Here is a 26398-nt window from a genome sequence, read left to right as displayed (position 1 = left end):
ATGTCCGAACTCGATCTAAACGCCCTTAATGACCTGCCAAAAGTCGAACGCATTCTGGCGCTGGCAGAAACCAATGCCCACCTTGAAAAGCTGGACGCTGAAGGGCGCGTGGCGTGGGCGCTGGAAAACCTGCCGGGAGAGTATGTGCTCTCGTCAAGCTTTGGTATTCAGGCGGCGGTCAGCCTGCATCTGGTGAATCAGATCCGTCCGGACATTCCGGTGATCCTCACCGATACCGGCTATCTGTTCCCGGAAACCTATCAGTTTATTGACGAGCTGACGGACAAGCTCAGGCTGAACCTCAAGGTCTACCGCGCGACGGAAAGCGCGGCCTGGCAGGAGGCGCGCTACGGCAAGCTGTGGGAGCAGGGCGTTGAGGGCATTGAGAAATACAATGAGATCAACAAGGTCGAGCCGATGAACCGGGCGCTGAAAGAGCTTAATGCCCAGACGTGGTTCGCGGGCCTGCGCCGTGAGCAGTCCGGCAGCCGGGCAACCTTACCGGTGCTGGCGGTGCAGCGCGGGGTGTTTAAAGTGCTGCCGATTATCGACTGGGATAACCGGACGGTGTACCAGTACCTGCAAAAGCACGGGCTGAAATACCATCCGCTGTGGGACCAGGGCTATCTGTCGGTGGGCGATACCCACACCACGCGTAAGTGGGAACCGGGCATGGCGGAAGAAGAGACGCGATTCTTCGGGCTGAAGCGCGAGTGCGGGTTGCACGAAGGGTGATAACCTTTTTGCCCGGTGGCGCTGCGCTTACCGGGCCTACTAAGGCTCGTTCCATATGTAGGCCCGGTAAGGCGTAGCCGCCACCGGGCTTAACGGCCTCAGGCTTTCCCCGCTTTCGCCAGCTCCTTCACCAGCGGCAGCATCACCTTCACCACATCACGACTGCGGTGCTCAATCCGCTGCGGCAGCGCGCGATCGATGTGCTGCTGATTGTCCAGCATCACGTTGTGCCAGCTCGTCCCGTCCGGGAAGGCCTTCGATTTAGCCCGCTGCTGGTAGCCATCTTTTTTGCCCAGCGCCCAGTTCGTCGCTTCCACGTACAGCACCGGAATGCCCGCCTTATCGAACACTTCCCCGTCGTTGCAGCAGCCTGTGCCTCGCGGATAATCCGGGTTACCGCCGGGATTGCTGGTGGCATAAACCCCATGGCTGCGGGCTATCGCCAGGGCCCGGTCGCGCGTCAGTTTCCGCACGGTACCCGGCGTACTCTGCCCGCTGTTGAAATAGAGCTTGTCGCCGACGATCAGGTTGTCGAGGTTAATCACCAGCAGCGTATTTTTCTTCTCCTCAGCGCTCATACGCTTAAGGAGATTCTCAGCGCCGAGTTTGCCCTCTTCCTCACCGCTGGTGGCAACAAAACGAATGCCATATTGGGTCGGAATATCTTTCATCCGCTCGGCCAGTTCGAGCATCACGCCCAGGCCTGCGGCATTATCGTCCATGCCCTGCAGCGTCAGCCCGCCAAGATTGTTATCCGTATCGGCGTCACTCATCGGGGCGTAGGTATCAAGGTGCGCCATAATGATAATTTGCTCTTTTGCGCTGCCTTCGTGGGCCGCAATCACCGTACTGCCGGTCACGTTATGCCAGTTTTTCGTTTTATTTCGCGAGGTATAGACGTAGCGGCTATTAAACGATCGGATATCGCTCTGGTAACCCATGTCGGCAAACTGCTGACGAAGATAGTCCGCGGAGAGCATTTCCGCAGGCGATCCGGTCATGCGGCCAGGGAAAACGGTGGCAATATGCCGCGCCTGCATAGTGGCGATTTCACCATAAGGTTGGTTTTTTGCCTGGGCAGGAAGAATAAAGCAAACGCCGAGCGCCAGGGCAGCAATACGGTGGCGCGTTGCGGAAAACATAGTGAGTCCTTAAAAACAGAGCAAAATAATAACCCGCCTAGTATGAAACTGTGATCGTCCATACACAATTTGAATCGTTCTTAAATGCCCGAAATTTCGCGCGTTAAGCACTTTTTGGTATTAGCTTTTTCACAGCGTTATTCCATTGAGTAACTACTCATTCCAATTCGTAATTTCATTCGGTCTAAGCCGCCCCCTATAGTCCCTCTATTCCTCGTTGTTAGTGAGTTGTTGCCTGTGGACTATCTGCCCTTATTTGCTGCGATTAAAGAGAAACCGGTGCTGGTGGTTGGCACGGGTGAAATCGCCGATCGCAAAATCGTGTTTCTGCAGCGCGCAGGGGCCCAGGTGAAAGTCGTTGAAGAGGCGGATTTCGACGAGTCACAAATCGACAGCGTCGTGCTGGTAATTGCGGCGACCGTAGATCGTGAACTGAACCAGCGGATCTCCGACGCCGCTCAGGCCCGTTACCGCCTGGTGAACGTGGTGGACGACCAGCCTTTATGCTCGTTTATTTTCCCGTCGATCGTTGACCGTTCGCCGCTGCTGGTGGCGATCTCCTCCGGCGGTACCGCACCGGTGCTGGCGCGCGTGCTGCGGGAAAAAATCGAAGCGCTGCTGCCGACCAGCCTCGGGCGCATGGCGGAGAAAGCCAGCTACTGGCGCAACCATCTGAAAACCCGCCTGACCAGCGTGACGGAGCGCCGTCGCTTCTGGGAACGCGTGTTTCGCGGCCGCTTTGCCAGCCTGATGCATGCCGGTAATGAGACAGCGGCGCAGAAAATCCTCGAGGACGAACTGGATAACCCCGGCAGTACGGGCGGGGAGATCATTCTGGTGGGCGCGGGGCCGGGCGATGCCGGGCTCCTGACGCTGCGCGGCCTGCAGGTGCTGCAGGATGCGGACGTGGTGTTCTACGACCACCTGGTCACCGACGGCGTGCGCGAGCTGATCCGTCGCGACGCGGAGCAAATCTGCGTCGGCAAACGGGCGGGCGAACACTCGGTGCCGCAGCACGACACCAACCAGATGCTAATTGACGCCGCGAAAGCGGGAAAAACCGTGGTGCGCCTGAAGGGGGGCGATCCGTTCATTTTCGGTCGCGGCGGCGAAGAGCTGCAGGCGGCAGCCGAAGCGGGCGTTCCGTTCCAGGTGGTGCCCGGCATCACGGCGGCTTCTGCGGTAACGGCCTACGCCGGTATCCCGTTGACCCACCGCGATTACGCCCAGAGCGTCACCTTTGTGACCGGCCACTACAAGGCGGACAGCACGCCGTTCGACTGGTCGCATCTCGCCCAGAGCCGCCAGACGCTGGCGATATACATGGGCACGATGAAGGCGGCGGACATCAGCGAACAGCTTATTCAGCACGGTCGCGAGGCGACGACCCCCGTCGCCGTCATTTCTCGCGGCACGCGCGTCGATCAGCATGTTGCTGTCGGCACACTTCAAGACCTTGCAACCCTGGCGAAAGACGCCCCGATGCCTGCCCTGATCGTGGTGGGGGAAGTGGTGCAGCTGCACAGCACGCTCGCCTGGTTTCAGCACACAACCGATACAGAAGGCTTTGGTTCTTCTGTTGTAAATTTGGCTTAAGGAACGGTTATGGACCAAAAACGTCTTACACACCTGCGGCAGCTCGAAGCGGAAAGTATCCATATTATCCGCGAAGTGGCCGCCGAGTTTTCTAACCCGGTGATGATGTACTCCATCGGTAAAGATTCCAGCGTCATGCTGCATCTGGCGCGTAAAGCGTTTTATCCGGGCACGCTGCCGTTTCCGCTGCTGCACGTGGACACCGGCTGGAAATTCCGCGAGATGTACGAGTTCCGCGATCGTACCGCGAAAGCCTACGGCTGCGAGCTGCTGGTGCATAAAAACCCGGAAGGGGTGGCGATGGGCATTAACCCGTTCGTGCACGGCAGCGCCAAACACACCGATATCATGAAAACCGAAGGGCTGAAGCAGGCGCTGAACAAATACGGTTTTGACGCGGCCTTCGGCGGCGCGCGCCGTGACGAAGAGAAATCCCGCGCCAAAGAGCGTATCTACTCCTTCCGCGATCGCTTCCACCGCTGGGACCCCAAAAACCAGCGTCCGGAGCTGTGGCACAACTACAACGGCCAGATTAACAAGGGCGAAAGCATCCGCGTCTTCCCGCTCTCCAACTGGACCGAGCTGGATATCTGGCAGTACATCTATCTGGAAAACATCGAGATCGTTCCGCTGTACCTGGCCGCCGAGCGCCCGGTGCTGGAGCGTGACGGCATGCTGATGATGATCGACGACGATCGCATCGACCTGCAGCCGGGTGAAGTGATCAAAAAACAGATGGTGCGTTTCCGCACCCTCGGCTGCTGGCCGCTGACCGGCGCGGTGGAATCCAACGCCCAGACGCTGCCGGAGATCATCGAAGAGATGCTGGTGTCGACCACCAGCGAGCGACAGGGGCGCGTGATTGACCGCGACCAGGCAGGCTCCATGGAGCTGAAGAAACGTCAGGGTTATTTCTAAGGAGCCGCCATGAATACCACTATTGCTCAACAAATTGCCAACGAAGGCGGCGTGGAAGCGTATCTGCATGCGCAACAACACAAAAGCCTGCTGCGTTTTCTGACCTGCGGCAGCGTGGATGACGGGAAAAGTACCCTGATTGGCCGCCTGCTGCACGATACGCGCCAGATTTATGAAGATCAGCTCTCCTCCCTGCATAACGACAGTAAGCGTCACGGTACCCAGGGCGAAAAGCTGGATCTGGCACTGCTGGTGGATGGCCTGCAGGCGGAGCGCGAGCAGGGCATCACGATTGACGTGGCCTACCGCTATTTCTCTACCGAGAAGCGCAAATTTATTATCGCCGACACCCCGGGGCACGAACAGTACACCCGCAATATGGCGACCGGCGCGTCGACCTGCGACCTGGCGATCCTGCTGATCGACGCCCGTAAAGGCGTGCTGGATCAGACCCGTCGCCACAGCTTTATCTCCACGCTGCTGGGGATCAAACACCTGGTGGTGGCGGTCAACAAGATGGATCTGGTGAACTTCAGCGAAGAGAAGTTCGAGGAGATCCGCCAGAGCTACCTGACCTTTGCCGAACAGCTGCCGGGCAACCTGGATATCCGCTTTGTGCCGCTCTCGGCGCTGGAAGGGGATAACGTCGCCTCCCAGAGCGCGAACATGCCGTGGTACAGCGGCCCGACGCTGCTGGAGGTGCTGGAGACGGTTGAAATTCAGCGCGTGGTCGACACTCAGCCGATGCGCTTCCCGGTGCAGTACGTCAACCGTCCAAACCTTGATTTCCGCGGCTTCTCCGGCACGATTGCCTCCGGGAGCGTGAAGGTAGGGCAGCGCGTCAAGGTGCTGCCATCCGGTGTGGAATCGACCATCGCACGCATCGTCACCTTCGACGGTGACCTGCAGGACGCAGGCGCCGGTGAAGCGGTTACGCTGGTGCTGAAAGACGAGATTGATATCAGCCGGGGCGATCTACTGGTGGATGCCCAGGAAACGCTGGCCGCCGTGCAGGGGGCTTCCGTGGATGTGGTGTGGATGGCGGAGCAACCGCTGACGCCGGGCCAGAGCTACGACATCAAAATCGCCGGCAAGAAGACCCGCGCTCGCGTGGACGGTATTCAGTTCCAGGTGGACATCAACAACCTGACCCAGCGCGAGGTCACAGAGCTGCCGCTGAACGGTATTGGTCTGGTCGATCTGACCTTTGACGAACCGCTGGTGCTGGATCCGTATCAGCAAAATCCGGTGACGGGCGGGCTTATCTTTATTGACCGCCTGACGAACGTCACCGTCGGCGCGGGGATGGTCCGTGAGCCAAACGAACAGGCGTCCGCGGCTTCAGAATTCAGCGCCTTTGAGCTGGAGCTGAACGCGCTGGTGCGTAAGCACTTCCCGCACTGGGGCGCGCGCGATCTGCTGGGAGGCAAGTAATGGCTGCCCATGATGAGAACGTCGTCTGGCATCCTCATCCGGTCACCGTCGCCCAGCGCGAACAGCTCCACGGTCACCGTGGAGTTGTGCTGTGGTTTACCGGGCTGTCCGGCTCGGGTAAATCGACGGTGGCGGGCGCGCTGGAAGAGGCATTGCATCAGCAGGGCGTAAGCACGTACCTGCTGGATGGCGACAACGTGCGCCATGGCCTGTGCAGCGATTTAGGGTTCAGCGACGACGACCGCAAAGAGAACATCCGCCGGGTCGGGGAGGTCGCCAGCCTGATGGCCGACGCCGGGCTGGTGGTGCTGACCGCATTTATCTCTCCACACCGCGCCGAGCGCCAGATGGTGCGCGAACGGGTCGGTCAGGATCGCTTTATCGAAGTGTTTGTGGATACGCCGCTGGAGGTTTGCGAAGCGCGCGACCCGAAAGGGCTGTACAAAAAAGCGCGTGCCGGAGAATTGCGCAACTTCACCGGCATTGACGCGGTATACGAAGCGCCTGAATCGCCAGAAATTCACCTGGAGGGTCAACAATTGGTAACAAATTTAGTAAGCCAATTATTAGACCTGCTCAGACGGGACGATATTATCAGATCCTGAGACGGTATCGTTCGGGAGCTGTCTTCCCGAACGATGAGTCACGGTCACAGGACTAGCTATGCGCAACAGTGAACATTACATCACCACCACCGGGTCGGAGCCGCTTGCGACCGACGACGAAACGACCTGGTCATTTCCTGGGGCCATCATTGGCTTCGTCTCATGGTTGCTGGCGCTGGGTATCCCGTTTCTGATCTACGGCGGCAACACGCTGTTCTTCTTTCTCTACACCTGGCCTTTCTTTCTGGCGCTGATGCCCGTGGCGGTTGTCGTCGGCATTGCGCTTCACTCGCTGCTCAACGGCAAGCTCCTGTACAGTACCGTGGTCACGATTGTGACGGTGGTGCTGATGTTTGGTCTGTTATTTTTGTGGCTCATGGGCTAACTTCAGCCATAATTCAAACCGTAACCAACTGTGTAACGATATTGAGCAGGACGATTCTGCGGAAAAAATGTGGTACATTTGCCCGCGATGTTGCGGCATCTCTGTTACCCCGGCGTAGTGCTCTGGGGAAGTCTTGGGATGATGATGCCGTTTTTCAGGGGGCAGGATGGGTAAACTAACGCTGCTGTTGCTGGCTTTGCTAATCTGGCTGCAATATTCGCTGTGGTTCGGTAAGAACGGACTGCACGACTATAGCCGGGTGAGCGATGACGTCGCAGCTCAGCAGGCAACAAACGCCAAACTTAAGGCGCGAAACGATCAACTCTTCGCTGAAATTGATGACCTCAATGGCGGGCAAGAGGCGATTGAGGAACGCGCACGCAATGAACTCAGTATGACTAAGCCGGGCGAAACCTTTTATCGTCTGGTTCCGGATGCGTCTAAACGCAATCAGGGCTCAGCACAAAACAATCGATAATCAGGCCCAGGATTACGACATGGCAGTAACTTTTTCGGACGTATGCGCCGTGGTGCCGGCCGCAGGTTTTGGCCGGCGCATGCAGACAGAATGTCCCAAGCAATACCTCTCTATTGGCGATAAAACGATCCTCGAGCACGCCGTGGCGGCGCTGCTGGCGCACCCGCGGGTGACGCGAGCGATCATCGCTATCAGCCCCGGCGATGCGCGCTTCGCGCAGCTCCCTCTGGCAAATCATCCACAGATTACCGTTGTCGATGGCGGTGCCGAGCGCGCCGATTCCGTGCTGGCAGGCATTCAGGCGGCCGGTAATGCGCCGTGGGTGCTGGTCCATGACGCGGCGCGTCCGTGCCTGCATCAGGACGATCTCGCTCGCCTGCTGGCATTGAGCGAAACCAGCAAAGTGGGTGGCATTCTGGCCGCCCCCGTGCGCGACACCATGAAGCGTGCCGAGCCGGGCAAACGGGCTATCGCCCACACCGTCGATCGCGTCGATCTCTGGCACGCGCTGACGCCGCAATTTTTCCCCCGCGAATTACTCCACGACTGCTTAACGCGCGCGCTTAACGAAGGTGCGACCATCACGGACGAAGCCTCTGCGCTGGAGTACTGCGGTTTCCACCCTGAGCTTGTTGAAGGACGTGCTGATAATATTAAAGTGACGCGTCCGGAAGATTTACAGCTCGCGGAATTTTATCTTACCCGTTCGACCCATCAGGAGAAGGCATAATGCGAATTGGACACGGTTTTGATGTACACGCCTTTGGCGGAGAAGGCCCAATTATCATTGGCGGCGTGCGCATTCCTTATGAAAAAGGGCTGCTGGCGCATTCTGATGGCGACGTGGCGCTGCATGCGCTGACCGACGCGCTGCTGGGCGCTGCCGCACTGGGTGATATCGGCAAGCTATTCCCGGACACCGACCCGGCGTTTAAAGGGGCGGACAGCCGTGAACTGCTGCGCGAAGCGTGGCGCCGCATCCAGGCGAAAGGCTACACCCTTGGCAACGTCGACGTGACGATTATCGCTCAGGCCCCAAAAATGCTGCCGCACATTCCGCAGATGCGCGTATTTATTGCAGAAGATCTGGGCTGCCACATGGACGACGTGAACGTCAAAGCGACGACGACCGAGAAGCTGGGCTTTACCGGTCGCGGCGAAGGGATTGCCTGTGAAGCCGTGGCGCTGCTGGTGAAGGCGAGCAAATGACAGAATTCGACAACCTGACATACCTGCACGGTAAGCCGCAGGGGAGCGGGGTGCTGAAAGCCAGCCCGGAAGATTTCCTCGTGGTGGAGGATCTGGGCTTTGAGCCGGATGGCGAAGGCGAACATATCCTGGTGCGTATTCTGAAAAATGGCTGCAATACCCGCTTTGTGGCCGACGCGCTGGCAAAATTCCTCAAAATTCATGCCCGCGAGGTGAGCTTTGCCGGGCAGAAAGATAAACACGCCGTCACGGAACAGTGGCTCTGCGCGCGCGTTCCCGGCAATGCGATGCCTGATTTAAGCAAATTTGAGCTTGAGGGCTGTAAGGTACTGGAATATGCCCGCCACAAGCGCAAACTGCGTCTGGGCGCGTTAAAAGGCAACGCGTTTACGCTGGTGCTGCGCGAAGTGACTGACCGTGAAGACGTTGAAAAACGCCTGAATGCCATCAGCGACCGCGGCGTACCGAACTACTTTGGCGCGCAGCGCTTTGGCATCGGCGGCAGCAACCTGCAGGGCGCACTGCGCTGGGCGCAAAGCGACGCGCCGGTGCGTGACAGGAATAAACGCAGTTTTTGGTTGTCGGCGGCCCGCAGTGCGTTGTTTAATCAGATTGTGAGCGAAAGGCTGAAAAAACCAGACGCGAATCAAGTTGTTGTTGGCGATGCGCTACAATTAGCGGGACGCGGAAGCTGGTTTGTGGCAACGGCCGAAGAGATGGCCGATGTCCAGTCGCGCGTGGACGCAAAAGGGCTGCTGATCACCGCCGCGTTGCCCGGTACGGGCGACTGGGGAACCCAGGGGGAGGCCCTGGCCGCCGAGCAGTCAGCCGTGGCGGATGCGCCAGAATTGCAGTCCTTGCTGGTGCGGGAAAAAGTCGACGCGGCACGCCGCGCGATGCTGCTCTATCCGCAGCAGTTAAGCTGGAACTGGTGGGATGACGTGACCGTCGAGTTACGCTTCTGGCTGCCGGCAGGCAGCTTTGCCACCAGTGTTGTCAGGGAACTTATCAACACCTCGGGTGATTATGCGAATATTGCTGAGTAACGATGACGGGATCCACGCGCCAGGCATTCAGACCCTGGCGAAACACCTCCGTGAGTTTGCGGATGTGCAGGTTGTGGCGCCCGATCGTAACCGCAGTGGAGCGTCTAACTCACTGACGCTGGAGTCGTCGCTTCGCACCTTTACCTTTGAAAATGGCGATATTGCCGTACAGATGGGCACGCCAACCGACTGTGTTTTTCTGGGCGTGAACGCGCTGATGCGGCCGCGTCCGGATATCGTCGTTTCTGGCATTAACGCCGGGCCTAACCTCGGCGATGACGTGATTTACTCTGGCACCGTGGCGGCCGCAATGGAAGGCCGCCATCTGGGATTCCCGGCGCTGGCGGTCTCGTTGAACGGCTACACGCACTACGACACCGCCGCCGCGGTGACCTGTTCGATCCTGCGGGCGCTCGGCCGCGAGCCGTTGCGTACCGGACGCATCCTCAACATTAACGTGCCGGATCTTCCTCTCGATGAAATTAAAGGCATCCGCGTCACCCGTTGCGGGAGTCGACATCCTGCCGATCAGGTGATCCCGCAGCAGGATCCGCGCGGCAACACGCTTTACTGGATCGGCCCTCCTGGCGATAAGTGCGATGCGGGTCCGGATACCGACTTTGCCGCCGTGGAGGAAGGCTATGTTTCGGTTACCCCGCTGCACGTAGATTTAACCGCGTATAGCGCGCATGATGTGGTGTCGGGCTGGCTGGATCGCGCAGGAGTGAACGCGCAATGGTAAACAAACGTGTACAAACTCTTCTGGAACAACTACGCGCGCAGGGGATCCGCGACGAGCACGTGCTTGAAGCGCTCGCCCTGGTTCCGCGTGAGAAATTTGTAGACGAGGCGTTTGAACACAAAGCGTGGGAAAACGTGGCGCTGCCCATCGGGCAGGGCCAGACGATTTCGCAGCCTTACATGGTGGCTCGCATGACGGAGCTGCTGGAGCTGACGCCCGACTCCCGCGTGCTGGAGATTGGCACCGGGTCGGGGTATCAGACCGCGATCCTGGCGCATCTCGTTCATCACGTATGCTCCGTTGAGCGGATTAAAGGTTTACAGTGGCAGGCGCGTCGTCGCCTGAAACAACTTGATTTACATAATGTTTCGACACGACACGGTGATGGATGGCAGGGTTGGAAGGCTCGCGCCCCGTTTGACGCGATCATCGTGACGGCGGCCCCGCCTGAAATTCCAGCTGCCCTGTTGTCGCAGCTGGATGAGGGGGGCATTCTGGTTTTGCCTGTCGGGGACGAGCAGCAGCTGTTGAAGCGCGTTCGTCGGCGCGGCGGCGAGTTTATTATCGACACCGTGGAAGCCGTGCGCTTTGTGCCTCTGGTGAAGGGGGAGTTGGCCTGAGACTCGGAATTATCCAGGGTTATTAAGGCAAATTCAGCGTATGGTGTGGCGCGAAAGATTCGTGCCATCACGGTAAATTTTAAGTCACTGGTAGTTAACACATTCCTGGGGGATAAATGAGCGCGGGAAGCCCTAAATTCACCATCAGCCGTGTTGCGGCATTATCACTGGTTTCGCTCTGGCTGGCAGGCTGTACAAGTTCTAACAACGCGCCTGCGCCCGTCAGTTCCGTCGGCGGAAACAGCGGCTCCGGTAACACGTCCAGCGGAATGTTAATCACGCCGCCACCTAAAATGGGGACGGCTGCGCCGCAGCAAACACCACAAATTCAGCCTGTGCAACATCCTGTTACACAGCCAATGCAGGTTCAGCCAGTTGAACAGCCTGTTCAGACCCAAAACGGCCGCATAGTCTATAACCGTCAGTATGGGAACATTCCGAAAGGCAGCTACACCGGTGGCAGCACCTATACCGTGAAACGCGGCGATACGCTGTTCTACATTGCGTGGATCACCGGGAACGATTTCCGTGACCTCGCGCAGCGCAACAACGTCCAGGCCCCATATGGTCTGGAAGTCGGGCAAACGCTCCAGGTGGGCAACGCGACGGGTACGCCGCTTACGCCTGGCAACACGGTTTCAGCGGCCGATGTGACGGCTCAAAATAACAGCGTTAAGCCTGCACAAAAATCCACCACGGTGGTTGCTTCACAACCTGTAATTACGTATTCTGAGGATTCAGGTGATCAGACTGCTAACAAAATGTTGCCGAATAATAAAGGGACTGCGACTGCTGTCACAGCACCGGTTACGGCACCTGTGGTTAGCTCTACTGAACCGACTGCCAGCAGTATGACCTCCAGTTCGCCGATTTCTGCATGGCGCTGGCCGACTGACGGCAAGGTTATCGAGAACTTCTCTTCTTCCGAAGGGGGAAATAAAGGGATCGATATCGCAGGGAGTAAAGGACAGGCTATCATCGCGACCGCAGATGGACGCGTTGTGTATGCCGGTAACGCTCTGCGCGGTTACGGTAATCTTATCATCATCAAACACAACGATGATTACCTGAGTGCCTACGCCCATAACGACACAATGCTGGTCCGGGAACAACAAGAAGTTAAGGCGGGGCAAAAAATCGCTACCATGGGTAGCACCGGAACCAGTTCTACACGCTTGCATTTTGAAATTCGTTACAAGGGGAAATCCGTAAACCCGCTGCAGTACTTGCCGCAGCGATAATTTGACGGGGCATGCCAGCCAGGGTGTCTCGTTCAGGGATCACGGGTAGGAGCCACCTTATGAGTCAGAATACGCTGAAAGTTCATGATTTAAATGAAGACGCGGAATTTGATGAGAACGGAGTAGAGGCTTTTGACGAAAAAGCCTTAGTAGAAGAGGAACCCAGTGATAACGATTTGGCTGAAGAAGAGCTGTTATCGCAGGGCGCCACACAGCGTGTACTGGACGCGACTCAGCTTTACCTTGGGGAGATTGGTTACTCCCCACTGCTAACGGCCGAAGAAGAAGTCTATTTCGCACGTCGTGCTTTGCGTGGTGATGTGGCCTCGCGTCGTCGCATGATTGAAAGTAACCTGCGACTGGTCGTGAAAATTGCCCGCCGTTACGGCAATCGTGGTCTGGCTCTGCTGGATCTGATTGAAGAGGGCAACTTAGGTCTCATCCGCGCAGTTGAGAAGTTTGACCCGGAACGCGGGTTCCGTTTCTCAACCTACGCGACCTGGTGGATTCGTCAGACCATCGAACGGGCTATTATGAACCAGACCCGTACGATTCGCCTGCCGATTCACATCGTCAAAGAGTTGAACGTGTATCTGCGTACCGCGCGCGAGTTGTCCCATAAGCTGGACCACGAGCCAAGCGCAGAAGAAATTGCCGAACAACTCGATAAACCGGTTGATGACGTAAGCCGTATGCTGCGTCTCAACGAGCGCATTACCTCCGTTGACACCCCGCTGGGTGGCGACTCCGAAAAAGCGCTGCTGGACATCCTGGCCGATGAAAAAGATAACGGTCCGGAAGACACCACGCAGGACGATGACATGAAACAGAGCATCGTCAAATGGCTGTTCGAACTGAACGCCAAACAGCGTGAAGTGCTGGCGCGTCGTTTCGGTTTACTGGGGTATGAAGCTGCGACACTGGAAGACGTCGGCCGCGAAATTGGCCTGACCCGTGAACGTGTTCGTCAGATTCAGGTTGAAGGTCTGCGTCGCCTGCGTGAAATCCTGCAGGGGCAAGGTCTGAATATCGAAGCGCTGTTCCGCGAATAAGCAACCTTTCGTCAAAAAAGGCCCGTCGTGAGACGGGCCTTTTTCTTTTGTGTTACGGCTGCGTCGCCGTCTCGTGCAGCAGACGCCAGGTTATTTTGTCACCTTCCTGATTAAGCACCGCGGTTGACCAGCGCACGTTAACGGGCAGGTCTGGCCGGGTTTGCGTCTCCCGGTAGTGAAGCACTGCACCCCGTTCGCCGCTCTGGATCGTGGTTAATTCGTCAATGACGATTTTCAGCCCGGGACGGCTTCCGCGCTGTTTTTCCAGAAAACTGGCCAGGCCGTTATAGTCGACCTGCACACCGCCCGGCGGGATCATCAGAAAATCGCGCTGGAAACGGGCGAGCAGCGCGTCGGCCTCGCCTTCACCTTTGCCTAACCATGCTTCAAGCGCAATGTGGAGGTCGATAATGTCGTGTTCGAAAGGCGTCATGAATTCTCCTGTCGCAGCGGGTTTAGCACCTGCGTATTGTTAAGACGAAAAACGTACGGTACAGGCAGCAAGGTCATGCCTGCGGCAAAAATAAACATCCCGTGCCAGGCGGCGTGTGGCGTCAGCCACGCCTGCGCCAGGTTCAGCACCTGCGCCAGCAGCAGGGCACCGGCAAAAAAGCTCAATTGACGATTGAGATTCCACAGCGCGCTGGCATCCGGCATCTCGTCCCGGCGCGTTGTCAGAAACGCGCTGCTCTGAGCCGTGCTGCTGCACAGGCTTCCCCCGGCGCCCATCAGGGCAAACGCGACGGCAGGCAACAGCGTAGCCGAACTGACGTCAATCAAAAGCAGAATGCCCGTCGCCTGCAACAGGCAGCCGATGACGATCAGGGGGCGGGGGCCGATACGGTTAAAATAACGTCCCGTTGCCGTGATGGCGATAAACGATGCCACAGACCACGGCAGCATGAGCATGCCCGTAGCGGCTGGGCTCATGTTCGCCACGTTCTGAAGATAAAACATGCCCGTGACGTTCACCCCAATAAATACGCCGGGTACGCAGATATAGACAAGCATGGAAAAACGCAAAAGCGGGTCCGCGAGCAAGGTCAGGTTTAGCAGTCTGGCCGCGTTCATCGCAGGCATTTCGTGTTTAAGCCACAGGCAGGCCAGAACGAAGGTCACGATAGCGACCGGTAGCGTGGCGAAAAATATCCATCGCCAGCTTAGCGTCTGTACCAGCAGTCCCCCGATAGCCGGGGAGCAGGCCGGGGCAAGCAACGCAACCAGCATCACCGCCGAAGAGAGCTTCGCACGCTCCTGAGGCCTGAACTGTTGCCAGGTCAGCGCCTGTCCGACGGGGATCAGTAAGCCTCCTCCCACGCCCTGAAGCACTCGCCAGGCAATCAGACTTTCCAGCGTTGCAGACAGGCCCGCCGCAGCGGAGGCGGCACTGAACAGAAAAAGCGAGAGCAGGATGACGCGCTTTGGCCCGATGCGGCGCGAGAGCAGGCCGCTGAACGGGATCGCCAGCGTCAGGCCGGCAATGTAGCCGTTACTGACCCAGGCAAGGGCAGAAGGCGTGGTGTTAAAGGCGTGAGCCATCGCCGGAAAGGCGACGCTGGCAATAAACATGTTGATCAAATCAAGAAAAAAGCCCAGCAGATAGACAACGGCAACTTGGCTGCGATACGTCATGGTGGATCCTCCGGTGAGGTGGCGTATCGTATCGGCTCGGGAATCACGGATAAACCTGACAAAGCGCGATATACTGTCAAAAATATTTTGACAGTAAAGGGCGTGATGATGATTAACCTGCAGCGGACGCAGATGTTTATCGCGGTGGCCGACACCGGCAGTTTTACGGCGGCCGCCGAGGCGATGGGGCTGACAAAAGCGGTCGTCAGCTTCAATATCCGCCAGCTTGAAGATGAGCTGGGCGTTACGCTGCTGCTGCGCTCCACCCGCCGCCTGACGCTAACCGAGGCGGGCGTGCTTTTTCATCAGCGCAGCGTGGCGCTTCTGAAGGAGGCCGAACGGCTGCAGGATGATGTCCGTGCGAACCATGCGGGACTCACCGGTGAACTGCGGATCACGACCACGCCTGAATATGGCGCCCGGGTCGTGGTGCCGCTGCTGGCCAGGTTTAGCCAGCAGCACACGGATCTTCGCGTCCGACATGTTTCGTCGTCACTGCACGCAGACCTTATCTCGGAGCGCTTTGACGTGGCCATCCGGCTGGGGACGCTTGTTGATTCGCGCAACCACGCCGCACTGATTTCTCACTTTTCTATTCTCCCCGTCGCGACGCCCGAGTGGCTTGCGGGAAACCCGATCGAATCGCTTGCACAGCTGGCGCAGGCCGACTGGATTATCCACGAGCGCTTAGCCTCGCCGCTGCGCTGGCAGGTGAAAGATGCCAGCGGTGCGCCTGACATGCTGGAGATAAAAAAGGCGCCGCGTTTGTTTGCCGACAGCGCTCAGGCCCTTATGGCTTTTGCGCTCGCAGGCGGTGGGGTGGCGTTACTGCCGGAATGGCTGGTGCGCGATGCGCTTGATGCGGGAACGCTGGTGACGATTTTACCGGAGTATACCTTTGCGCGGCAGGGGATCTATGCGGTCTATCCTGATGCCCGGCATGTGCCCGCAAAAGTGCGCACCTTTATCGATTTTATGCGCACCAGCGTGAGTTAATCGTGCATCATCTTTTTGATGAGCGCAGAGAACTGCTCCCGCTCGGCCTTGTTAAGGCGTCCTAAAAAGGCCTCATCAACCTCATTGCCTACCGGCTTACAGTCTGCAAGCAGGGCTTCACCTTCTGGCGTCAGGAAGACAAAGCGACGGCGCTTATCCGCAGGGTCGTGCTCGCGTTTGACCAGCCCGCGCGCCTCCATGCGGCTCAGCATTTCCGCCAGGGTCGCTTTCGTGCTGACCGCGACTTCAGTCAATGCCACCTGTTCAATGCCCGGATGCTCGGCAATCGAGCGCATCACCGCATACTGCGGCTTGGTCAGTTCCGGCAGGGCATGTTGCCACTTCGCGGTATGCTGTTGAAAAAGCTGACGTAACAGGTGGAACGCCTCTTGTCTTAGTTCCATGAACACTCCGACAGAAAAAATCACCCCCTATGATAGCCGCTAAAGTCCAGGATGATAATGCGGCATTTTTTAGCATTTTGTGTGATCGTGTACGAACAATCTTGTCAGAAAAACAATCCGGGAGTAGTTTACCTACAATGTTCGTACACGAACAAATTGATTGAGGTGATGAATGAGATTGATCGTGGGAATGACGGGGGCGACGGGTGCTCCGCTGGGCGTGGCGCTGCTGCAGGCGCTGCGGGAAATGCCGGAAGTAGAGACGCATCTGGTGATGTCTAAGTGGGCAAAAACCACCATTGAGCTGGAAACGCCTTACACCGCCCAGGACGTTGCTGCCCTGGCTGACGTCGTCCACAGCCCGGCTGACCAGGCCGCCACCATCTCCTCCGGCTCGTTTCGTACCGACGGCATGATCGTCATTCCCTGCAGCATGAAAACGCTGGCCGGGATCCGCGCGGGCTATGCCGAAGGGCTGGTGGGCCGTGCGGCGGATGTGGTGCTGAAAGAGGGGCGTAAGCTGGTGCTGGTGCCCCGTGAAACGCCGCTCAGCACCATTCATCTGGAGAACATGCTGGCGCTCTCCCGCATGGGCGTGGCGATGGTGCCGCCCATGCCTGCGTACTACAACCACCCGCAAACCGCCGATGACATTACCCAGCATATTGTGACCCGCGTGCTCGACCAGTTTGGCCTGGAGCATAAAAAGGCGCGTCGCTGGAACGGGTTGCGAGAGGCGAAACATTTTTCACAGGAGAATAAAGATGGCATTTGATGATCTGAGAAGCTTCCTGCAGGCGCTCGATGAGCAAGGGCAACTGCTGAAAATTGAGGAAGAGGTAAACGCCGAGCCGGATCTGGCGGCGGCAGCCAACGCGACCGGCCGCATCGGTGACGGCGCGCCCGCGCTGTGGTTTGACAATATTCGCGGCTTTACCGATGCCCGCGTGGTGATGAACACCATCGGCTCCTGGCAAAATCACGCTATTTCGATGGGGCTGCCTGCGAACACGCCGGTGAAAAAGCAGATCGACGAGTTTATTCGCCGCTGGGATAAATTCCCGATTGCGCCAGAGCGCCGCGCCAACCCGGCCTGGGCGCAGAATACGGTGGACGGTGAAGACATTAACCTGTTCGACATCCTGCCGCTGTTCCGCCTGAACGACGGGGACGGTGGTTTTTATCTCGACAAAGCGTGCGTTGTCTCGCGCGATCCGCTCGACCCGGATAACTTCGGCAAGCAGAACGTTGGCATCTACCGCATGGAAGTGAAGGGCAAGCGCAAGCTCGGCCTGCAGCCGGTGCCGATGCACGATATCGCCCTGCATCTGCACAAAGCGGAAGAGCGCGGCGAAGACCTGCCGATTGCGATTACGCTGGGCAACGACCCGATCATCACCCTGATGGGCGCGACGCCGCTGAAATACGATCAGTCAGAGTATGAAATGGCCGGCGCGCTCCGTGAAAGCCCGTACCCGATTGCCACCGCGCCGCTGACCGGCTTTGACGTGCCTTGGGGTTCTGAAGTGATCCTGGAAGGGGTGATTGAAGGCCGTAAGCGCGAAATTGAAGGGCCGTTCGGCGAGTTTACCGGCCACTACTCCGGTGGCCGTAACATGACGGTTGTGCGTATCGACAAAGTTTCTTACCGCACCAAACCGATTTTCGAATCCCTTTACCTCGGCATGCCGTGGACCGAGATTGATTATCTGATGGGGCCAGCCACCTGCGTGCCGCTCTACCAGCAGCTGAAAGCGGAGTTCCCGGAAGTGCAGGCGGTAAACGCGATGTACACCCACGGCCTGCTGGCGATCATCTCCACCAAAAAGCGTTACGGCGGCTTCGCCCGCGCGGTTGGCTTGCGCGCCATGACCACGCCGCATGGCCTGGGATACGTGAAGATGGTGATCATGGTGGATGAGGATGTCGACCCGTTCAACCTTCCGCAGGTGATGTGGGCGCTGTCATCGAAGGTCAACCCGGCAGGCGATCTGGTGCAGCTGCCGAACATGTCGGTGCTTGAACTCGATCCGGGATCCAGCCCGGCGGGCATTACCGACAAACTGATTATTGATGCCACCACGCCTGTCGCACCGGACACCCGGGGCCACTATAGCCAGCCGGTTCAGGATCTTCCCGAAACCAAAGCCTGGGCTGAAAAACTGACCACGATGCTGGCTGCACGCCAATAAGGAGGAAAAGATGATTTGTCCACGTTGTGCCGATGAGCATATTGAAGTGATGGCGACGTCACCGGTGAAAGGGGTCTGGACCGTTTACCAGTGCCAGCATTGTCTGTATACCTGGCGCGATACCGAACCGCTGCGTCGTACCAGCCGCGAGCACTACCCGGAAGCGTTCCGCATGACGCAGAAGGATATTGACGAGGCGCCGCAGGTGCCGACAATCCCGCCGCTGCTCTAAAAAAAGCCCGGTGGCGCTGCGCTTACCGGGCGATAATATTGTGCGGTCTTTTTTGCCGGGTGGCGGCTTCGCCTTACCCGGCCTACAAAATTCGTAGGCCCGGTAAGCGCAGCGCCACCGGGCAAAGACCGCAGAAAACTAAACCAGACTCTTCAACCGATAAATCCACTCCAGCGCCTGACGCGGCGTCAGGGAATCAGGATCGAGATTCTCCAGCGCTTCCACGGCAGGCGATGTCTCTTCCGCTGGCACCAGCAGCGACATCTGCGTACCATCGATCTGCGTCGCCGCCGCATTCGGTGACAGGCTTTCCAGCTCACGCAGTTTCTGACGCGCGCGCTTGATCACTTCTTTCGGTACCCCGGCCAGCGCCGCAACGGCCAGACCATAGCTCTTGCTTGCCGCGCCATCCTGCACCGTGTGCATAAAGGCGATGGTGTCGCCGTGCTCCAGCGCATCAAGGTGGACGTTAGCCACGCCTTCCATTTTCTCCGGTAGCTGCGTCAGCTCGAAGTAGTGGGTGGCGAAGAGCGTCATGGCCTTGATTTTATTCGCGAGGCTTTCCGCACAGGCCCAGGCCAGCGACAGACCATCGTAGGTTGACGTTCCGCGTCCGATTTCGTCCATCAGCACCAGGCTGTGCTCCGTCGCGTTATGCAGAATGTTAGCCGTTTCAGTCATTTCGACCATGAAGGTTGAGCGGCCGCTCGCCAGATCGTCCGCAGCCCCGACGCGGGTAAAGATACGGTCGATGGGGCCAATCTCCACGTTTTGCGCCGGAACGTAGCTGCCGATATAGGCAAGCAGGGCAATCAGCGCGGTCTGACGCATATAGGTACTCTTACCGCCCATGTTCGGACCGGTAATGATCAGCATTCTTCGCTGCGGCGACAGGCTCAGCGGGTTGGCGATGAACGGTTCGTTCAGCACCCGCTCGACCACCGGGTGACGGCCTTCTGTGATACGAATGCCTGGCTTGTCGGTAAATGTCGGGCAGGTGTAGTTCAGCGTTTCCGCGCGTTCGGCCAGGTTCACCAGCACGTCCAGTTCCGCCAGCGCGCTGGCGCTCAGCTGCAGGTCGGCCAGGTGCGGCATCAGCATGTCAAACAGCTCTTCATAGAGCTGTTTTTCCAGCGCCAGCGCTTTGCCTTTCGAGGTGAGAACTTTGTCCTCGTACTCTTTCAGCTCGGGAATGATGTAGCGTTCAGCGTTTTTCAACGTCTGGCGGCGCACGTAGTGAATCGGCGCCAGGTGGCTCTGCCCGCGGCTGATTTGAATGTAGTAACCGTGAACCGCGTTATACCCCACCTTCAGGGTGTCGAGACCAAGACGCTCGCGCTCGCGGATCTCCAGCTTATCAAGGTAGTCCGTCGCGCCGTCGGCCAGCGCGCGCCATTCGTCCAGTTCCTCGTTGTAGCCCGTGGCAATCACGCCGCCATCACGCACGAGAACCGGAGGCGCATCAATAATGGCGCGTTCAAGCAGCTCGCGGAGTTCGGTAAATTCGCCCATGGTTTCGCGGAGTTTCTGTACCGGCGCGCTGTCAACGTCGCTCAGCTGCGCACGCAGTTCCGGCAACTGCTGGAAAGCATGACGCATCCGCGCCAGATCGCGCGGTCGCGCCGTGCGCAGCGCCAGACGGGCCAGGATACGTTCCAGATCGCCCACCTGACGCAGGACCGGCTGCAGCTCGTTATAGCGATCCTGCAGGGCGGCAATCGTCTGCTGACGGCAAACCAGCGTAGCGGTGTCGCGAATCGGCATATGCAGCCAGCGTTTCAGCATACGGCTGCCCATCGGCGTGACCGTACTGTCAAGGACCGACGCGAGCGTATTTTCTACGCCGCCCGCCAGGTTCTGGGTGATCTCCAGGTTACGGCGCGTGGCGGCATCCATGATGATGCTGTCCTGCTGGCGCTCCATGGTAATAGAGCGAATGTGCGGCAGGGCGGTGCGCTGGGTATCTTTTACGTACTGCAGGAGGCAACCAGCCGCGCACAGCCCGCGCGGGGCATTTTCAACGCCAAAGCCAATCAGATCGCGTGTGCCGAACTGCAGATTCAGCTGCTGGCGCGCGGTATCAATTTCGAATTCCCACAGCGGACGGCGGCGCAGCCCGCGACGGCCTTCAATCAGCGACATTTCGGCGAAATCTTCGGCGTAGAGCAGTTCTGCCGGGTTGGTGCGCTGCAGTTCGGCTGCCATTGTTTCTCGGTCAGCCGGTTCACTCAGACGAAAACGCCCGGAGCTGATGTCCAGCGTCGCGTAGCCAAACCCTTTGCCGTCCTGCCAGAGCGCGGCCAGCAGGTTATCCTGGCGCTCCTGAAGCAGGGCTTCATCACTGATGGTGCCCGGCGTGACGATGCGCACGACCTTGCGTTCCACCGGACCTTTTGAGGTCGCGGGGTCGCCGATCTGTTCGCAGATGGCAACAGACTCACCCTGATTCACCAGTTTCGCCAGGTAGTTTTCTACCGCGTGGTGCGGAATACCGGCCATTGGGATGGGTTCACCAGCCGATGCGCCCCGTTTGGTCAGCGAGATGTCGAGCAGCTGCGATGCGCGTTTGGCATCGTCATAAAACAGCTCGTAAAAATCGCCCATACGATAGAACAGCAGGATTTCCGGATGCTGTGCCTTCAGCTTCAGATACTGCTGCATCATCGGCGTATGTGCGTCGAAATTGTCGAGTGTGCTCATGGAGTTATGATGTCCATTTCTTTGAATATAAACCGTTTTGAGCGGCTCAGTGGCCGTTTGTTCCTTCTATTGTCGCATGAAAAAAAGGTACGGCGCAGAAAAATGTCGCCGCTTTACGAGGCGTCTTCCGACATGAGCTCAATGACGATTTTTTCCATGCTCTACGCCCACTCGCACCCGGGAGTGGGTGGTAAACCCTGCCTTTTCAAGCCAGTCACCTTTTAAGCTCAGCGCCGCATGCACGCTGTAGCGCTTCGGTATCTTGGTATTGCGGTCTTCATGGCGCTTTCTGAAATATCCCACTGTTAAATGGCGATAGGGTTTGTTGATAGCGAGTTCTTGCATAGGGTCTCCCGACAACACGGATAAAAGTCATTACTGATGCCTGTATAAAATACCAGTGATGGTTGGGCCTTGCAGGGCTAAAACTGGAATCAGGCTTCAGAAAACGACATGCAATAACTGAAATCCCGCATTGAAAGGTGTATTATTTTTGCACTTTATTGTTCGGTAAGTCGCTATGTCCGGTAAACGAATTTCACGCGAAAAAGAGACCATCGCGAAAATGATCGCGCTGTATCAGAAGCAGTGTCCTCAGGCCTCTGTGGAAGAGGGGCACTATCAGGCGCTAAATGCCTATGCCGATAAGCGTCTGGATAAATGCGTTTTCGGGGAGGAAAAGCCCGCCTGTAAACAGTGTCCGGTCCACTGCTACCAGCCTGCAAAACGCGAAGAGATGAAGCAGATTATGCGCTGGGCAGGCCCGCGAATGCTCTGGCGTCACCCCATTCTGACCGTCCGCCATCTGATGGATGACCGTCGTCCCGTACCGGAACTGCCGGAAAAGTATCGTCCGAAAAAGTGACCGGTTCAGCTTCTGAGCGGGCGGCAAATCACGTTAAGGGCCAGCGCGCTGCAGAGCGGGAAGAGGGCGAGCAGCAGCCAGGGGAGCATCGCCTGCGTTGAGGGCACCAGCGCGCGATCCAGCAGGCTGCCAAACAGCAAATTTCCGGCCAGTACCGCAATGCCTCCGGCGGTGGCGAGTGCGCCGTAGTGCGCCCCCAGCGTGGACTCCTCGGCAAACCGGGGGACCAGGTCCTTAGCTGAGGGTACCAGCAGCATCTGTCCCAGCGTCAACAGCGTCACGAAACAGACCGACGGCAGCAGGCGCAGCCAGCCCTCAGGCGGTGCCGTCGGCGCAAACATTGCCACGCTTGCAAAGGCGGCGGAGAGGAATAAAAAGCCCACCGGCAGGATCCTCACCGCGCCCACGCGCCGGGCGAATCGCGCCAGCGGCAGCTGTAAAGCAACAATCAGTACAGAGGCCAGCATAAAAAGCGGGCCGAGATCTTTCTCGTTACCGCCGGCGCGCTGGATCTCTACCGGCAGCGCCAGATAGAGCTGGTTATAGCTCAAAAGCCACGAGCTATAGGCAATGATAAAGGCGACAAAGCGGGGCTGGCGAAAGGTCGTCCACCAGGGAACGAGCTTCAGCGTCCGCGCGGCATGGCGTGACGCGGGCAGGCAAAAGTAGAGAACCACCATCGCAACGAGAAAGACGCCAGCGCCCGCCAGCGCCACCTGGCGAAAGCCCAGGCCGGTGAGTAGGGCGCCAGCAACCGGGCCCAGTACCGCACCGAGTTCCCCGCAGACCGCAAACAGCGCGAACCACTCCGCCCGGCTTCGTTTACCTTTCGCCTCGCTGTGCGTGCCCGCTTTCGCCAGCAATGCTTCAATAGAAGGAGAAAACAGCGCGCCGCCCACCCCCGTCAGGCACGCGCCCAGAATAATCGGCCACAGCGATTCTCCAAGCGCCAGCAGCAGATACCCCGCGACGCGAATAATGCACCCGCTCAGGATAACGATTTTCGCGCCAAACCGGTCCGAGAGCGCGCCGCCGACGATAAACATCCCCTGCTGAGAGAACGTGCGCAGGCCGAGGATCAGCCCGATCAGCCCGCCGGAGAGCAGCATATCGTCGCGCAGGAATATCGCCAGGAAGGGGACAACGGCGTAAAAGCCGATGTTAAAAACAAACTGGCTACCCAGTAAAACTGGCGGCCAGAGCGTGGTGGCAGGGCGAAGGGGCATCGTTGGTCACTCGCCCCTAAACGATAAAGTGAATGTGTTTTTTGCCATGGAACGGCGAGATCTCGATTTTGGTTTTGACCCGGAAGACGTCCCAGAGCAACGACTCGGACAGGATGTCCTGCGGTGTCCCCGTCGCAACAATTTGCCCTTTCTGCATCACAATCAGCGAGTCGCAGAACATCGAGGCGTGATTGAGATCGTGGATAGCGACAATGCTGGTGACCGGTAATTCGCTGATCAACTGCATCAGCTGCATCTGATGATGAATGTCCAGGTGGTTTGTTGGTTCATCCAGCAGGATTTCCGTCGGGGTCTGGGCCAGCGCGCGGGCAATGTGGACGCGCTGGCGCTCACCGCCGGAGAGACTCAGCCACCCCTGGTCGCTTTTATCCAGCATATCCACGCGCTGCAGAGCGGCGGTGACGGTTTCGTCATCGTGCGTGCTCCAGTTGGAAAAGGCGGAGTGGTGCGGAATCCGCCCGAGTTTGACCACGTCGCGCACGCGCATGTTGGCGTCAGTCATGCCGTGCTGCTCCACGAAGGCGACCCGGCGGGCCAGCTGCTTTTTGGCAATACGAGAGATGTCCTGGTCGTCCAGCGTCACACAGCCCGCATCCGGGCGCCGCAGCCCCGCGAGGATACGTAAAAGAGACGATTTACCGCAGCCGTTAGGGCCAAGCAGTCCTACCGTTTCGCCCCGGGAAACCTTCAGCGAGACGTCATTAACGATGACTTTTTTGCCGACCTTCCAGGTAATATTTTCAGCGCATATGCTCATCACTTATTCCTTGAGCGGTAGATAATCACGGCAAAGAACGGAACGCCAACCAGCGCGGTGACCACGCCGACGGGCAGGCTTTGCGGCGCAATCAGCATGCGCGAGGCAATGTCTGCCAGCACCATCAGGATCGCGCCTGCCAGCGCGCTGGCAATCAGCAGCGTGCGGTGCAGCGGCCCGAACAGGAAACGCATGACGTGCGGCACCACCAGCCCGACAAAGCCGATTGAGCCCGCCATGCTGACGATGGTTGCGGTAATCAGCGCGGTGGTGGTAAAGAGCGCCAGACGCACCCAGGGGACTGCAATGCCCAGCGACGCCGCGGCGTCATCACCGAACGTAAAGGCATCCAGCGCCCGGGAATAGTAGAGGCACACGGCTAACCCAATCAGCACCACGACCAGCGCCAGCTGGAATTCAGGCCAGCGTACGCCGCTGAAGCTGCCCAGCAGCCAGAACATCACGTCGCGCGCCTGCTGGGCACTGGCGGAGGTGCTAATGGTGTAGGCGGTAATGGCGTTAAAAAGCTGCGAGGCGGCGACGCCTGCCAGAATCGTACGTTCATTCCCGCCGCGCGCGCCGTTCGTCAGAAACGCGACAAACGCAAACGCGGCGAACGCCCCGGCAAAGGCCCCGGCAGAGAGCGACACCGCACCGGTGCCGATCCCCAATACGACGACAGAAACCGCCCCGGTCGACGCGCCCGCGGACACGCCGAGCACGTAGGGTTCCGCCAGCGCGTTCTTCAGCAGGCTCTGCAATACGGCCCCGCAGATGGCCAGACCTGCGCCGCAGCAGGCCGCCACCAGCGCGCGGCTCAGGCGGAAGTCCCAGATCACGCTCTCATAGATGCGAGTGAGCGGAACATTGGTGAGCCCCATTTTATTGCTGATGGCGTAAAACACGTTATCCAGCGGGATGGACAGCTCGCCGACGCTGACGCTCAGCGCGATAACCAGAAATAGCAGGACAAAGGCGAGCAAACACGAGGTCGTCAGAACCAGGCTCTGCCTGGCCTGAAGGACAGCGGTGGTCATCAGTTCAGCCCCAGTTTTCTGAGCTGTTCGCCAACCTGCTCAGCCCCGTAAATCGTGCGAATTGTCGGGTTCATGGCCTGACCGTCCATCACCACGATATGGCCTTTTTTCACCGCGTCCAGCTGGCTGACGGCCGGATCGCTTTTCAGGAATTTGATTTTCTCTTCCGCGTTATCCAGCGCCCAGCGGTTGCGATCCAGGCTGGAGACCACAATCACATCCGGATTGGCGGCAATAATGCTTTCCCAGCCCACGGTTGGCCATTCGGTCTCGGAGGTGATGGCGTTATGCCCGCCCATCAGGCTGGCGATAAACCCGGAGGGGCTATTTTTACCGCCTACGTAGGCGTCCGCAGAAGGGGAGGAGCTTGAGAACCAGAAAACAAAGGAGAGATCTTTTTTGTTTTTACTGAATTCCTGGCGCAGGTCAGCCTCACGTTTTTTGAAATCGGCAATCACGGCCTGACCGCGGTCTTCAACGTTAAAGATTTTGGCGAAATCCTCAATCTCCTGATAGAGATACGTCATATCCCACAGTTTCTGGCGGCTGCCGTACATATCGCCGGTGGCTTTTTTGGTCGCACACATGCCCGGGGACACGTAGCTGTTCACGCCCAGGGTCATCAGATCGTCGCGTTTTGCGACCTTGCTTTCTGGCCCCAGCAGCAGCGGTGACTGCGCGGGGACAAAGTCGGGATTTTGCGCAAGCACGGATTCAAGGGTAGGGATTTCGACCGTCAGGGTTTTGATTTTTGCGTTCTGGTCCGCCAGCTGCGGCAGCACTTTCGTCGGCCAGAAGGCGCTGGCCTTCACCTTATCTTCCAGCCCCAGCAGGAGCAGAATTTCGACGGTATTCTGACCCAGAGCCACGACGCGTTCCGGCGCTTTGGTGAATGTCTCTTTATAGCCACAGTTTTCAATCGTCAGAGGATATGTGGTTGCCAGAGCAGAACTGACCGACGCAACCGCCAGGCCTAACGCGCAGATGACCTTCTTCATGAAACGCTACCCTTGATTAATATTATTATTGATGCAAATGAAACTCATTATTAAGGCGGAATTTTATACAGAGGAAACGATTTTGTGTCAATGAGGGACAATTGCGCAGGGTAACGAAAGGCGGTGCCAGAAAAA

Annotated in this window: 29 protein-coding genes and 1 pseudogene; 19 read left to right on the top strand and 11 right to left on the bottom strand. The window is 58.2% G+C overall.

From position 1 onward, the window contains the following. The gene (gene cysH / locus ACVCAM_RS11190; RefSeq protein WP_023344813.1) at positions 1-735 is read left to right on the top strand and encodes a phosphoadenosine phosphosulfate reductase; all 735 of its coding nucleotides are present in this window, start codon (positions 1-3) and stop codon (positions 733-735) included. A 98-nt stretch (positions 736-833) separates the two neighbouring features. Here cysH and ACVCAM_RS11185 read toward each other — a convergent pair whose 3' ends face one another. After that, a complete protein-coding gene (locus tag ACVCAM_RS11185; protein ID WP_407223621.1) occupies positions 834-1877 on the bottom strand; it encodes an aminopeptidase in 1044 nt (347 codons plus the stop codon). Positions 1878-2114: 237 nt separating this feature from the next. Here ACVCAM_RS11185 and cysG point away from each other — a divergent pair, with 237 nt between their 5' ends. The 11 genes from cysG (at position 2115) to ACVCAM_RS11130 (ending at position 10910) form a co-directional block, all read left to right on the top strand. Beyond that, positions 2115-3473 carry a siroheme synthase CysG gene (gene cysG / locus ACVCAM_RS11180; protein WP_407223620.1) on the top strand — a complete coding sequence of 453 codons (1359 nt, stop codon included), beginning with the start codon at positions 2115-2117 and terminating at the stop codon, positions 3471-3473. 9 nt (positions 3474-3482) lie between these two features. After that, positions 3483-4391 (top strand): sulfate adenylyltransferase subunit CysD, encoded by a 909-nt coding sequence (gene cysD, locus ACVCAM_RS11175; protein ID WP_008499613.1) that lies wholly within the window; start codon positions 3483-3485, stop codon positions 4389-4391. A 9-nt stretch (positions 4392-4400) separates the two neighbouring features. Further along, the gene (cysN, locus tag ACVCAM_RS11170; RefSeq protein ID WP_407223619.1) at positions 4401-5825 is read left to right on the top strand and encodes a sulfate adenylyltransferase subunit CysN; all 1425 of its coding nucleotides are present in this window, start codon (positions 4401-4403) and stop codon (positions 5823-5825) included. Then, complete coding sequence (gene cysC, locus ACVCAM_RS11165) at positions 5825-6430, top strand: adenylyl-sulfate kinase (RefSeq protein ID WP_021241908.1); 606 nt, start codon at positions 5825-5827, stop codon at positions 6428-6430. The genes cysN and cysC overlap by 1 nt, the downstream gene beginning before the upstream one ends. Before the next feature lie 58 nt (positions 6431-6488). Beyond that, on the top strand, positions 6489-6815 hold the full coding sequence (locus ACVCAM_RS11160) for a DUF3561 family protein (protein WP_008499610.1): 327 nt from the start codon (positions 6489-6491) through the stop codon (positions 6813-6815). A 166-nt stretch (positions 6816-6981) separates the two neighbouring features. Beyond that, positions 6982-7293: a cell division protein FtsB gene (ftsB, locus tag ACVCAM_RS11155; RefSeq protein WP_008499609.1), complete on the top strand. Its 312-nt coding sequence runs from the start codon at positions 6982-6984 to the stop codon at positions 7291-7293. Between the two features lie 19 nt (positions 7294-7312). Then, the gene (gene ispD, locus ACVCAM_RS11150; RefSeq protein WP_023616744.1) at positions 7313-8023 is read left to right on the top strand and encodes a 2-C-methyl-D-erythritol 4-phosphate cytidylyltransferase; all 711 of its coding nucleotides are present in this window, start codon (positions 7313-7315) and stop codon (positions 8021-8023) included. Then, positions 8023-8502 carry a 2-C-methyl-D-erythritol 2,4-cyclodiphosphate synthase gene (gene ispF, locus ACVCAM_RS11145; protein ID WP_008499607.1) on the top strand — a complete coding sequence of 160 codons (480 nt, stop codon included), beginning with the start codon at positions 8023-8025 and terminating at the stop codon, positions 8500-8502. The genes ispD and ispF overlap by 1 nt, the downstream gene beginning before the upstream one ends. Continuing rightward, positions 8499-9548 (top strand): tRNA pseudouridine(13) synthase TruD, encoded by a 1050-nt coding sequence (truD, locus tag ACVCAM_RS11140; RefSeq protein WP_032653181.1) that lies wholly within the window; start codon positions 8499-8501, stop codon positions 9546-9548. Before ispF ends, truD begins: the two co-directional genes overlap by 4 nt. Then, positions 9529-10290, top strand: coding sequence for a 5'/3'-nucleotidase SurE (gene surE, locus ACVCAM_RS11135; protein WP_021241911.1), 762 nt, complete (start codon positions 9529-9531; stop codon positions 10288-10290). The genes truD and surE overlap by 20 nt, the downstream gene beginning before the upstream one ends. Next, complete coding sequence (locus ACVCAM_RS11130; RefSeq protein ID WP_008499604.1) at positions 10284-10910, top strand: protein-L-isoaspartate(D-aspartate) O-methyltransferase; 627 nt, start codon at positions 10284-10286, stop codon at positions 10908-10910. The genes surE and ACVCAM_RS11130 overlap by 7 nt, the downstream gene beginning before the upstream one ends. A gap of 94 nt (positions 10911-11004) precedes the next feature. Here ACVCAM_RS11130 and ACVCAM_RS11125 read toward each other — a convergent pair whose 3' ends face one another. Continuing rightward, complete coding sequence (locus ACVCAM_RS11125) at positions 11005-11136, bottom strand: peptidase (protein WP_369751013.1); 132 nt, start codon at positions 11134-11136, stop codon at positions 11005-11007. Between ACVCAM_RS11125 and nlpD the strand changes: the two genes are divergently transcribed. Together nlpD and rpoS are read left to right on the top strand one after the other, a co-directional pair. Then, positions 11078-12151, top strand: a complete 1074-nt coding sequence (gene nlpD, locus ACVCAM_RS11120; RefSeq protein WP_240613108.1) for a murein hydrolase activator NlpD — start codon at positions 11078-11080, stop codon at positions 12149-12151. The genes ACVCAM_RS11125 and nlpD overlap by 59 nt on opposite strands. 59 nt (positions 12152-12210) lie before the next feature. Then, positions 12211-13203: an RNA polymerase sigma factor RpoS gene (gene rpoS / locus ACVCAM_RS11115; protein WP_008499600.1), complete on the top strand. Its 993-nt coding sequence runs from the start codon at positions 12211-12213 to the stop codon at positions 13201-13203. Between the two features lie 52 nt (positions 13204-13255). On the opposite strand, the gene ACVCAM_RS11110 is transcribed toward rpoS, so the two are convergent. After that, positions 13256-13636: a DUF4440 domain-containing protein gene (locus ACVCAM_RS11110; RefSeq protein WP_021241912.1), complete on the bottom strand. Its 381-nt coding sequence runs from the start codon at positions 13634-13636 to the stop codon at positions 13256-13258. Next, positions 13633-14835: an MFS transporter gene (locus ACVCAM_RS11105; protein WP_248226044.1), complete on the bottom strand. Its 1203-nt coding sequence runs from the start codon at positions 14833-14835 to the stop codon at positions 13633-13635. The genes ACVCAM_RS11110 and ACVCAM_RS11105 overlap by 4 nt, the downstream gene beginning before the upstream one ends. Before the next feature lie 108 nt (positions 14836-14943). Here ACVCAM_RS11105 and ACVCAM_RS11100 point away from each other — a divergent pair, with 108 nt between their 5' ends. After that, positions 14944-15831: a LysR family transcriptional regulator gene (locus ACVCAM_RS11100; protein ID WP_248226093.1), complete on the top strand. Its 888-nt coding sequence runs from the start codon at positions 14944-14946 to the stop codon at positions 15829-15831. Here the strand turns inward: ACVCAM_RS11100 and ACVCAM_RS11095 are convergent. After that, positions 15828-16235 carry a MarR family winged helix-turn-helix transcriptional regulator gene (locus tag ACVCAM_RS11095; RefSeq protein WP_008499596.1) on the bottom strand — a complete coding sequence of 136 codons (408 nt, stop codon included), beginning with the start codon at positions 16233-16235 and terminating at the stop codon, positions 15828-15830. The two genes, ACVCAM_RS11100 and ACVCAM_RS11095, sit on opposite strands and share 4 nt — an antisense overlap. A 172-nt stretch (positions 16236-16407) precedes the next feature. Between ACVCAM_RS11095 and ACVCAM_RS11090 the strand changes: the two genes are divergently transcribed. Genes ACVCAM_RS11090 through ACVCAM_RS11080 form a run of 3 tightly spaced genes read left to right on the top strand, consistent with a single transcriptional unit; the run spans position 16408 to position 18659 of the window. Continuing rightward, positions 16408-17010: a non-oxidative hydroxyarylic acid decarboxylases subunit B gene (locus tag ACVCAM_RS11090; RefSeq protein WP_008499595.1), complete on the top strand. Its 603-nt coding sequence runs from the start codon at positions 16408-16410 to the stop codon at positions 17008-17010. Then, entirely contained in the window at positions 17000-18427 is a 1428-nt protein-coding gene (locus ACVCAM_RS11085; protein ID WP_055321968.1) for a non-oxidative hydroxyarylic acid decarboxylases subunit C, read from the top strand. The genes ACVCAM_RS11090 and ACVCAM_RS11085 overlap by 11 nt, the downstream gene beginning before the upstream one ends. Positions 18428-18437: 10 nt before the next feature. Beyond that, the gene (locus ACVCAM_RS11080; RefSeq protein WP_003862116.1) at positions 18438-18659 is read left to right on the top strand and encodes a non-oxidative hydroxyarylic acid decarboxylases subunit D; all 222 of its coding nucleotides are present in this window, start codon (positions 18438-18440) and stop codon (positions 18657-18659) included. A 138-nt stretch (positions 18660-18797) separates the two neighbouring features. On the opposite strand, the gene mutS is transcribed toward ACVCAM_RS11080, so the two are convergent. Both mutS and ACVCAM_RS11070 read right to left on the bottom strand, forming a co-directional pair. After that, positions 18798-21359 (bottom strand): DNA mismatch repair protein MutS, encoded by a 2562-nt coding sequence (mutS, locus tag ACVCAM_RS11075; protein WP_262794337.1) that lies wholly within the window; start codon positions 21357-21359, stop codon positions 18798-18800. 113 nt (positions 21360-21472) lie between these two features. Continuing rightward, positions 21473-21704: pseudogene (locus tag ACVCAM_RS11070) on the bottom strand (SymE family type I addiction module toxin). Between the two features lie 175 nt (positions 21705-21879). On the opposite strand from ACVCAM_RS11070, the gene ACVCAM_RS11065 reads away from it, so the two are divergent. After that, entirely contained in the window at positions 21880-22224 is a 345-nt protein-coding gene (locus ACVCAM_RS11065) for a nitrous oxide-stimulated promoter family protein (protein ID WP_008499590.1), read from the top strand. Between the two features lie 5 nt (positions 22225-22229). Here ACVCAM_RS11065 and ACVCAM_RS11060 read toward each other — a convergent pair whose 3' ends face one another. Genes ACVCAM_RS11060 through ACVCAM_RS11045 form a run of 4 tightly spaced genes read right to left on the bottom strand, consistent with a single transcriptional unit; the run spans position 22230 to position 26263 of the window. After that, entirely contained in the window at positions 22230-23450 is a 1221-nt protein-coding gene (locus tag ACVCAM_RS11060; RefSeq protein WP_023294436.1) for an MDR family MFS transporter, read from the bottom strand. Positions 23451-23466: 16 nt separating this feature from the next. Then, complete coding sequence (locus tag ACVCAM_RS11055; protein WP_204624433.1) at positions 23467-24228, bottom strand: ABC transporter ATP-binding protein; 762 nt, start codon at positions 24226-24228, stop codon at positions 23467-23469. Then, on the bottom strand, positions 24228-25265 hold the full coding sequence (locus tag ACVCAM_RS11050; protein ID WP_025912391.1) for a FecCD family ABC transporter permease: 1038 nt from the start codon (positions 25263-25265) through the stop codon (positions 24228-24230). Before ACVCAM_RS11050 ends, ACVCAM_RS11055 begins: the two co-directional genes overlap by 1 nt. Beyond that, entirely contained in the window at positions 25265-26263 is a 999-nt protein-coding gene (locus tag ACVCAM_RS11045; RefSeq protein ID WP_045418276.1) for an ABC transporter substrate-binding protein, read from the bottom strand. The genes ACVCAM_RS11050 and ACVCAM_RS11045 overlap by 1 nt, the downstream gene beginning before the upstream one ends. Between the last annotated feature and the right edge of the window lie 135 nt (positions 26264-26398).

It is taken from the genome of Enterobacter sp. CFEC122, from assembly GCF_052983755.1.
Note: the sequence above shows the minus strand (reverse complement) of the source record. Positions and strands in the feature narration are given on the sequence as shown.

What these genes read in the sequence shown, in the direction of transcription:
- ACVCAM_RS11160 (WP_008499610.1), top strand. Translation starts at nt 6,489, where the DNA reads ATGCGCAACAGTGAACATTACATCACCACCACCGGGTCGGAGCCGCTT.
- cysN (WP_407223619.1), top strand. Translation starts at nt 4,401, where the DNA reads ATGAATACCACTATTGCTCAACAAATTGCCAACGAAGGCGGCGTGGAA.
- cysH (WP_023344813.1), top strand. Translation starts at nt 1, where the DNA reads ATGTCCGAACTCGATCTAAACGCCCTTAATGACCTGCCAAAAGTCGAA.
- ACVCAM_RS11185 (WP_407223621.1), bottom strand. Translation starts at nt 1,877, where the DNA reads ATGTTTTCCGCAACGCGCCACCGTATTGCTGCCCTGGCGCTCGGCGTT.
- mutS (WP_262794337.1), bottom strand. Translation starts at nt 21,359, where the DNA reads ATGAGCACACTCGACAATTTCGACGCACATACGCCGATGATGCAGCAG.
- ACVCAM_RS11105 (WP_248226044.1), bottom strand. Translation starts at nt 14,835, where the DNA reads ATGACGTATCGCAGCCAAGTTGCCGTTGTCTATCTGCTGGGCTTTTTT.
- cysD (WP_008499613.1), top strand. Translation starts at nt 3,483, where the DNA reads ATGGACCAAAAACGTCTTACACACCTGCGGCAGCTCGAAGCGGAAAGT.
- ACVCAM_RS11060 (WP_023294436.1), bottom strand. Translation starts at nt 23,450, where the DNA reads ATGCCCCTTCGCCCTGCCACCACGCTCTGGCCGCCAGTTTTACTGGGT.
- ACVCAM_RS11045 (WP_045418276.1), bottom strand. Translation starts at nt 26,263, where the DNA reads ATGAAGAAGGTCATCTGCGCGTTAGGCCTGGCGGTTGCGTCGGTCAGT.
- ACVCAM_RS11095 (WP_008499596.1), bottom strand. Translation starts at nt 16,235, where the DNA reads ATGGAACTAAGACAAGAGGCGTTCCACCTGTTACGTCAGCTTTTTCAA.
- cysC (WP_021241908.1), top strand. Translation starts at nt 5,825, where the DNA reads ATGGCTGCCCATGATGAGAACGTCGTCTGGCATCCTCATCCGGTCACC.
- ACVCAM_RS11100 (WP_248226093.1), top strand. Translation starts at nt 14,944, where the DNA reads ATGATTAACCTGCAGCGGACGCAGATGTTTATCGCGGTGGCCGACACC.
- ftsB (WP_008499609.1), top strand. Translation starts at nt 6,982, where the DNA reads ATGGGTAAACTAACGCTGCTGTTGCTGGCTTTGCTAATCTGGCTGCAA.
- ACVCAM_RS11085 (WP_055321968.1), top strand. Translation starts at nt 17,000, where the DNA reads ATGGCATTTGATGATCTGAGAAGCTTCCTGCAGGCGCTCGATGAGCAA.
- truD (WP_032653181.1), top strand. Translation starts at nt 8,499, where the DNA reads ATGACAGAATTCGACAACCTGACATACCTGCACGGTAAGCCGCAGGGG.
- ispD (WP_023616744.1), top strand. Translation starts at nt 7,313, where the DNA reads ATGGCAGTAACTTTTTCGGACGTATGCGCCGTGGTGCCGGCCGCAGGT.
- ACVCAM_RS11050 (WP_025912391.1), bottom strand. Translation starts at nt 25,265, where the DNA reads ATGACCACCGCTGTCCTTCAGGCCAGGCAGAGCCTGGTTCTGACGACC.
- ACVCAM_RS11065 (WP_008499590.1), top strand. Translation starts at nt 21,880, where the DNA reads ATGTCCGGTAAACGAATTTCACGCGAAAAAGAGACCATCGCGAAAATG.
- ACVCAM_RS11130 (WP_008499604.1), top strand. Translation starts at nt 10,284, where the DNA reads ATGGTAAACAAACGTGTACAAACTCTTCTGGAACAACTACGCGCGCAG.
- ACVCAM_RS11080 (WP_003862116.1), top strand. Translation starts at nt 18,438, where the DNA reads ATGATTTGTCCACGTTGTGCCGATGAGCATATTGAAGTGATGGCGACG.
- ACVCAM_RS11090 (WP_008499595.1), top strand. Translation starts at nt 16,408, where the DNA reads ATGAGATTGATCGTGGGAATGACGGGGGCGACGGGTGCTCCGCTGGGC.
- ispF (WP_008499607.1), top strand. Translation starts at nt 8,023, where the DNA reads ATGCGAATTGGACACGGTTTTGATGTACACGCCTTTGGCGGAGAAGGC.
- ACVCAM_RS11110 (WP_021241912.1), bottom strand. Translation starts at nt 13,636, where the DNA reads ATGACGCCTTTCGAACACGACATTATCGACCTCCACATTGCGCTTGAA.
- rpoS (WP_008499600.1), top strand. Translation starts at nt 12,211, where the DNA reads ATGAGTCAGAATACGCTGAAAGTTCATGATTTAAATGAAGACGCGGAA.
- ACVCAM_RS11055 (WP_204624433.1), bottom strand. Translation starts at nt 24,228, where the DNA reads ATGAGCATATGCGCTGAAAATATTACCTGGAAGGTCGGCAAAAAAGTC.
- surE (WP_021241911.1), top strand. Translation starts at nt 9,529, where the DNA reads ATGCGAATATTGCTGAGTAACGATGACGGGATCCACGCGCCAGGCATT.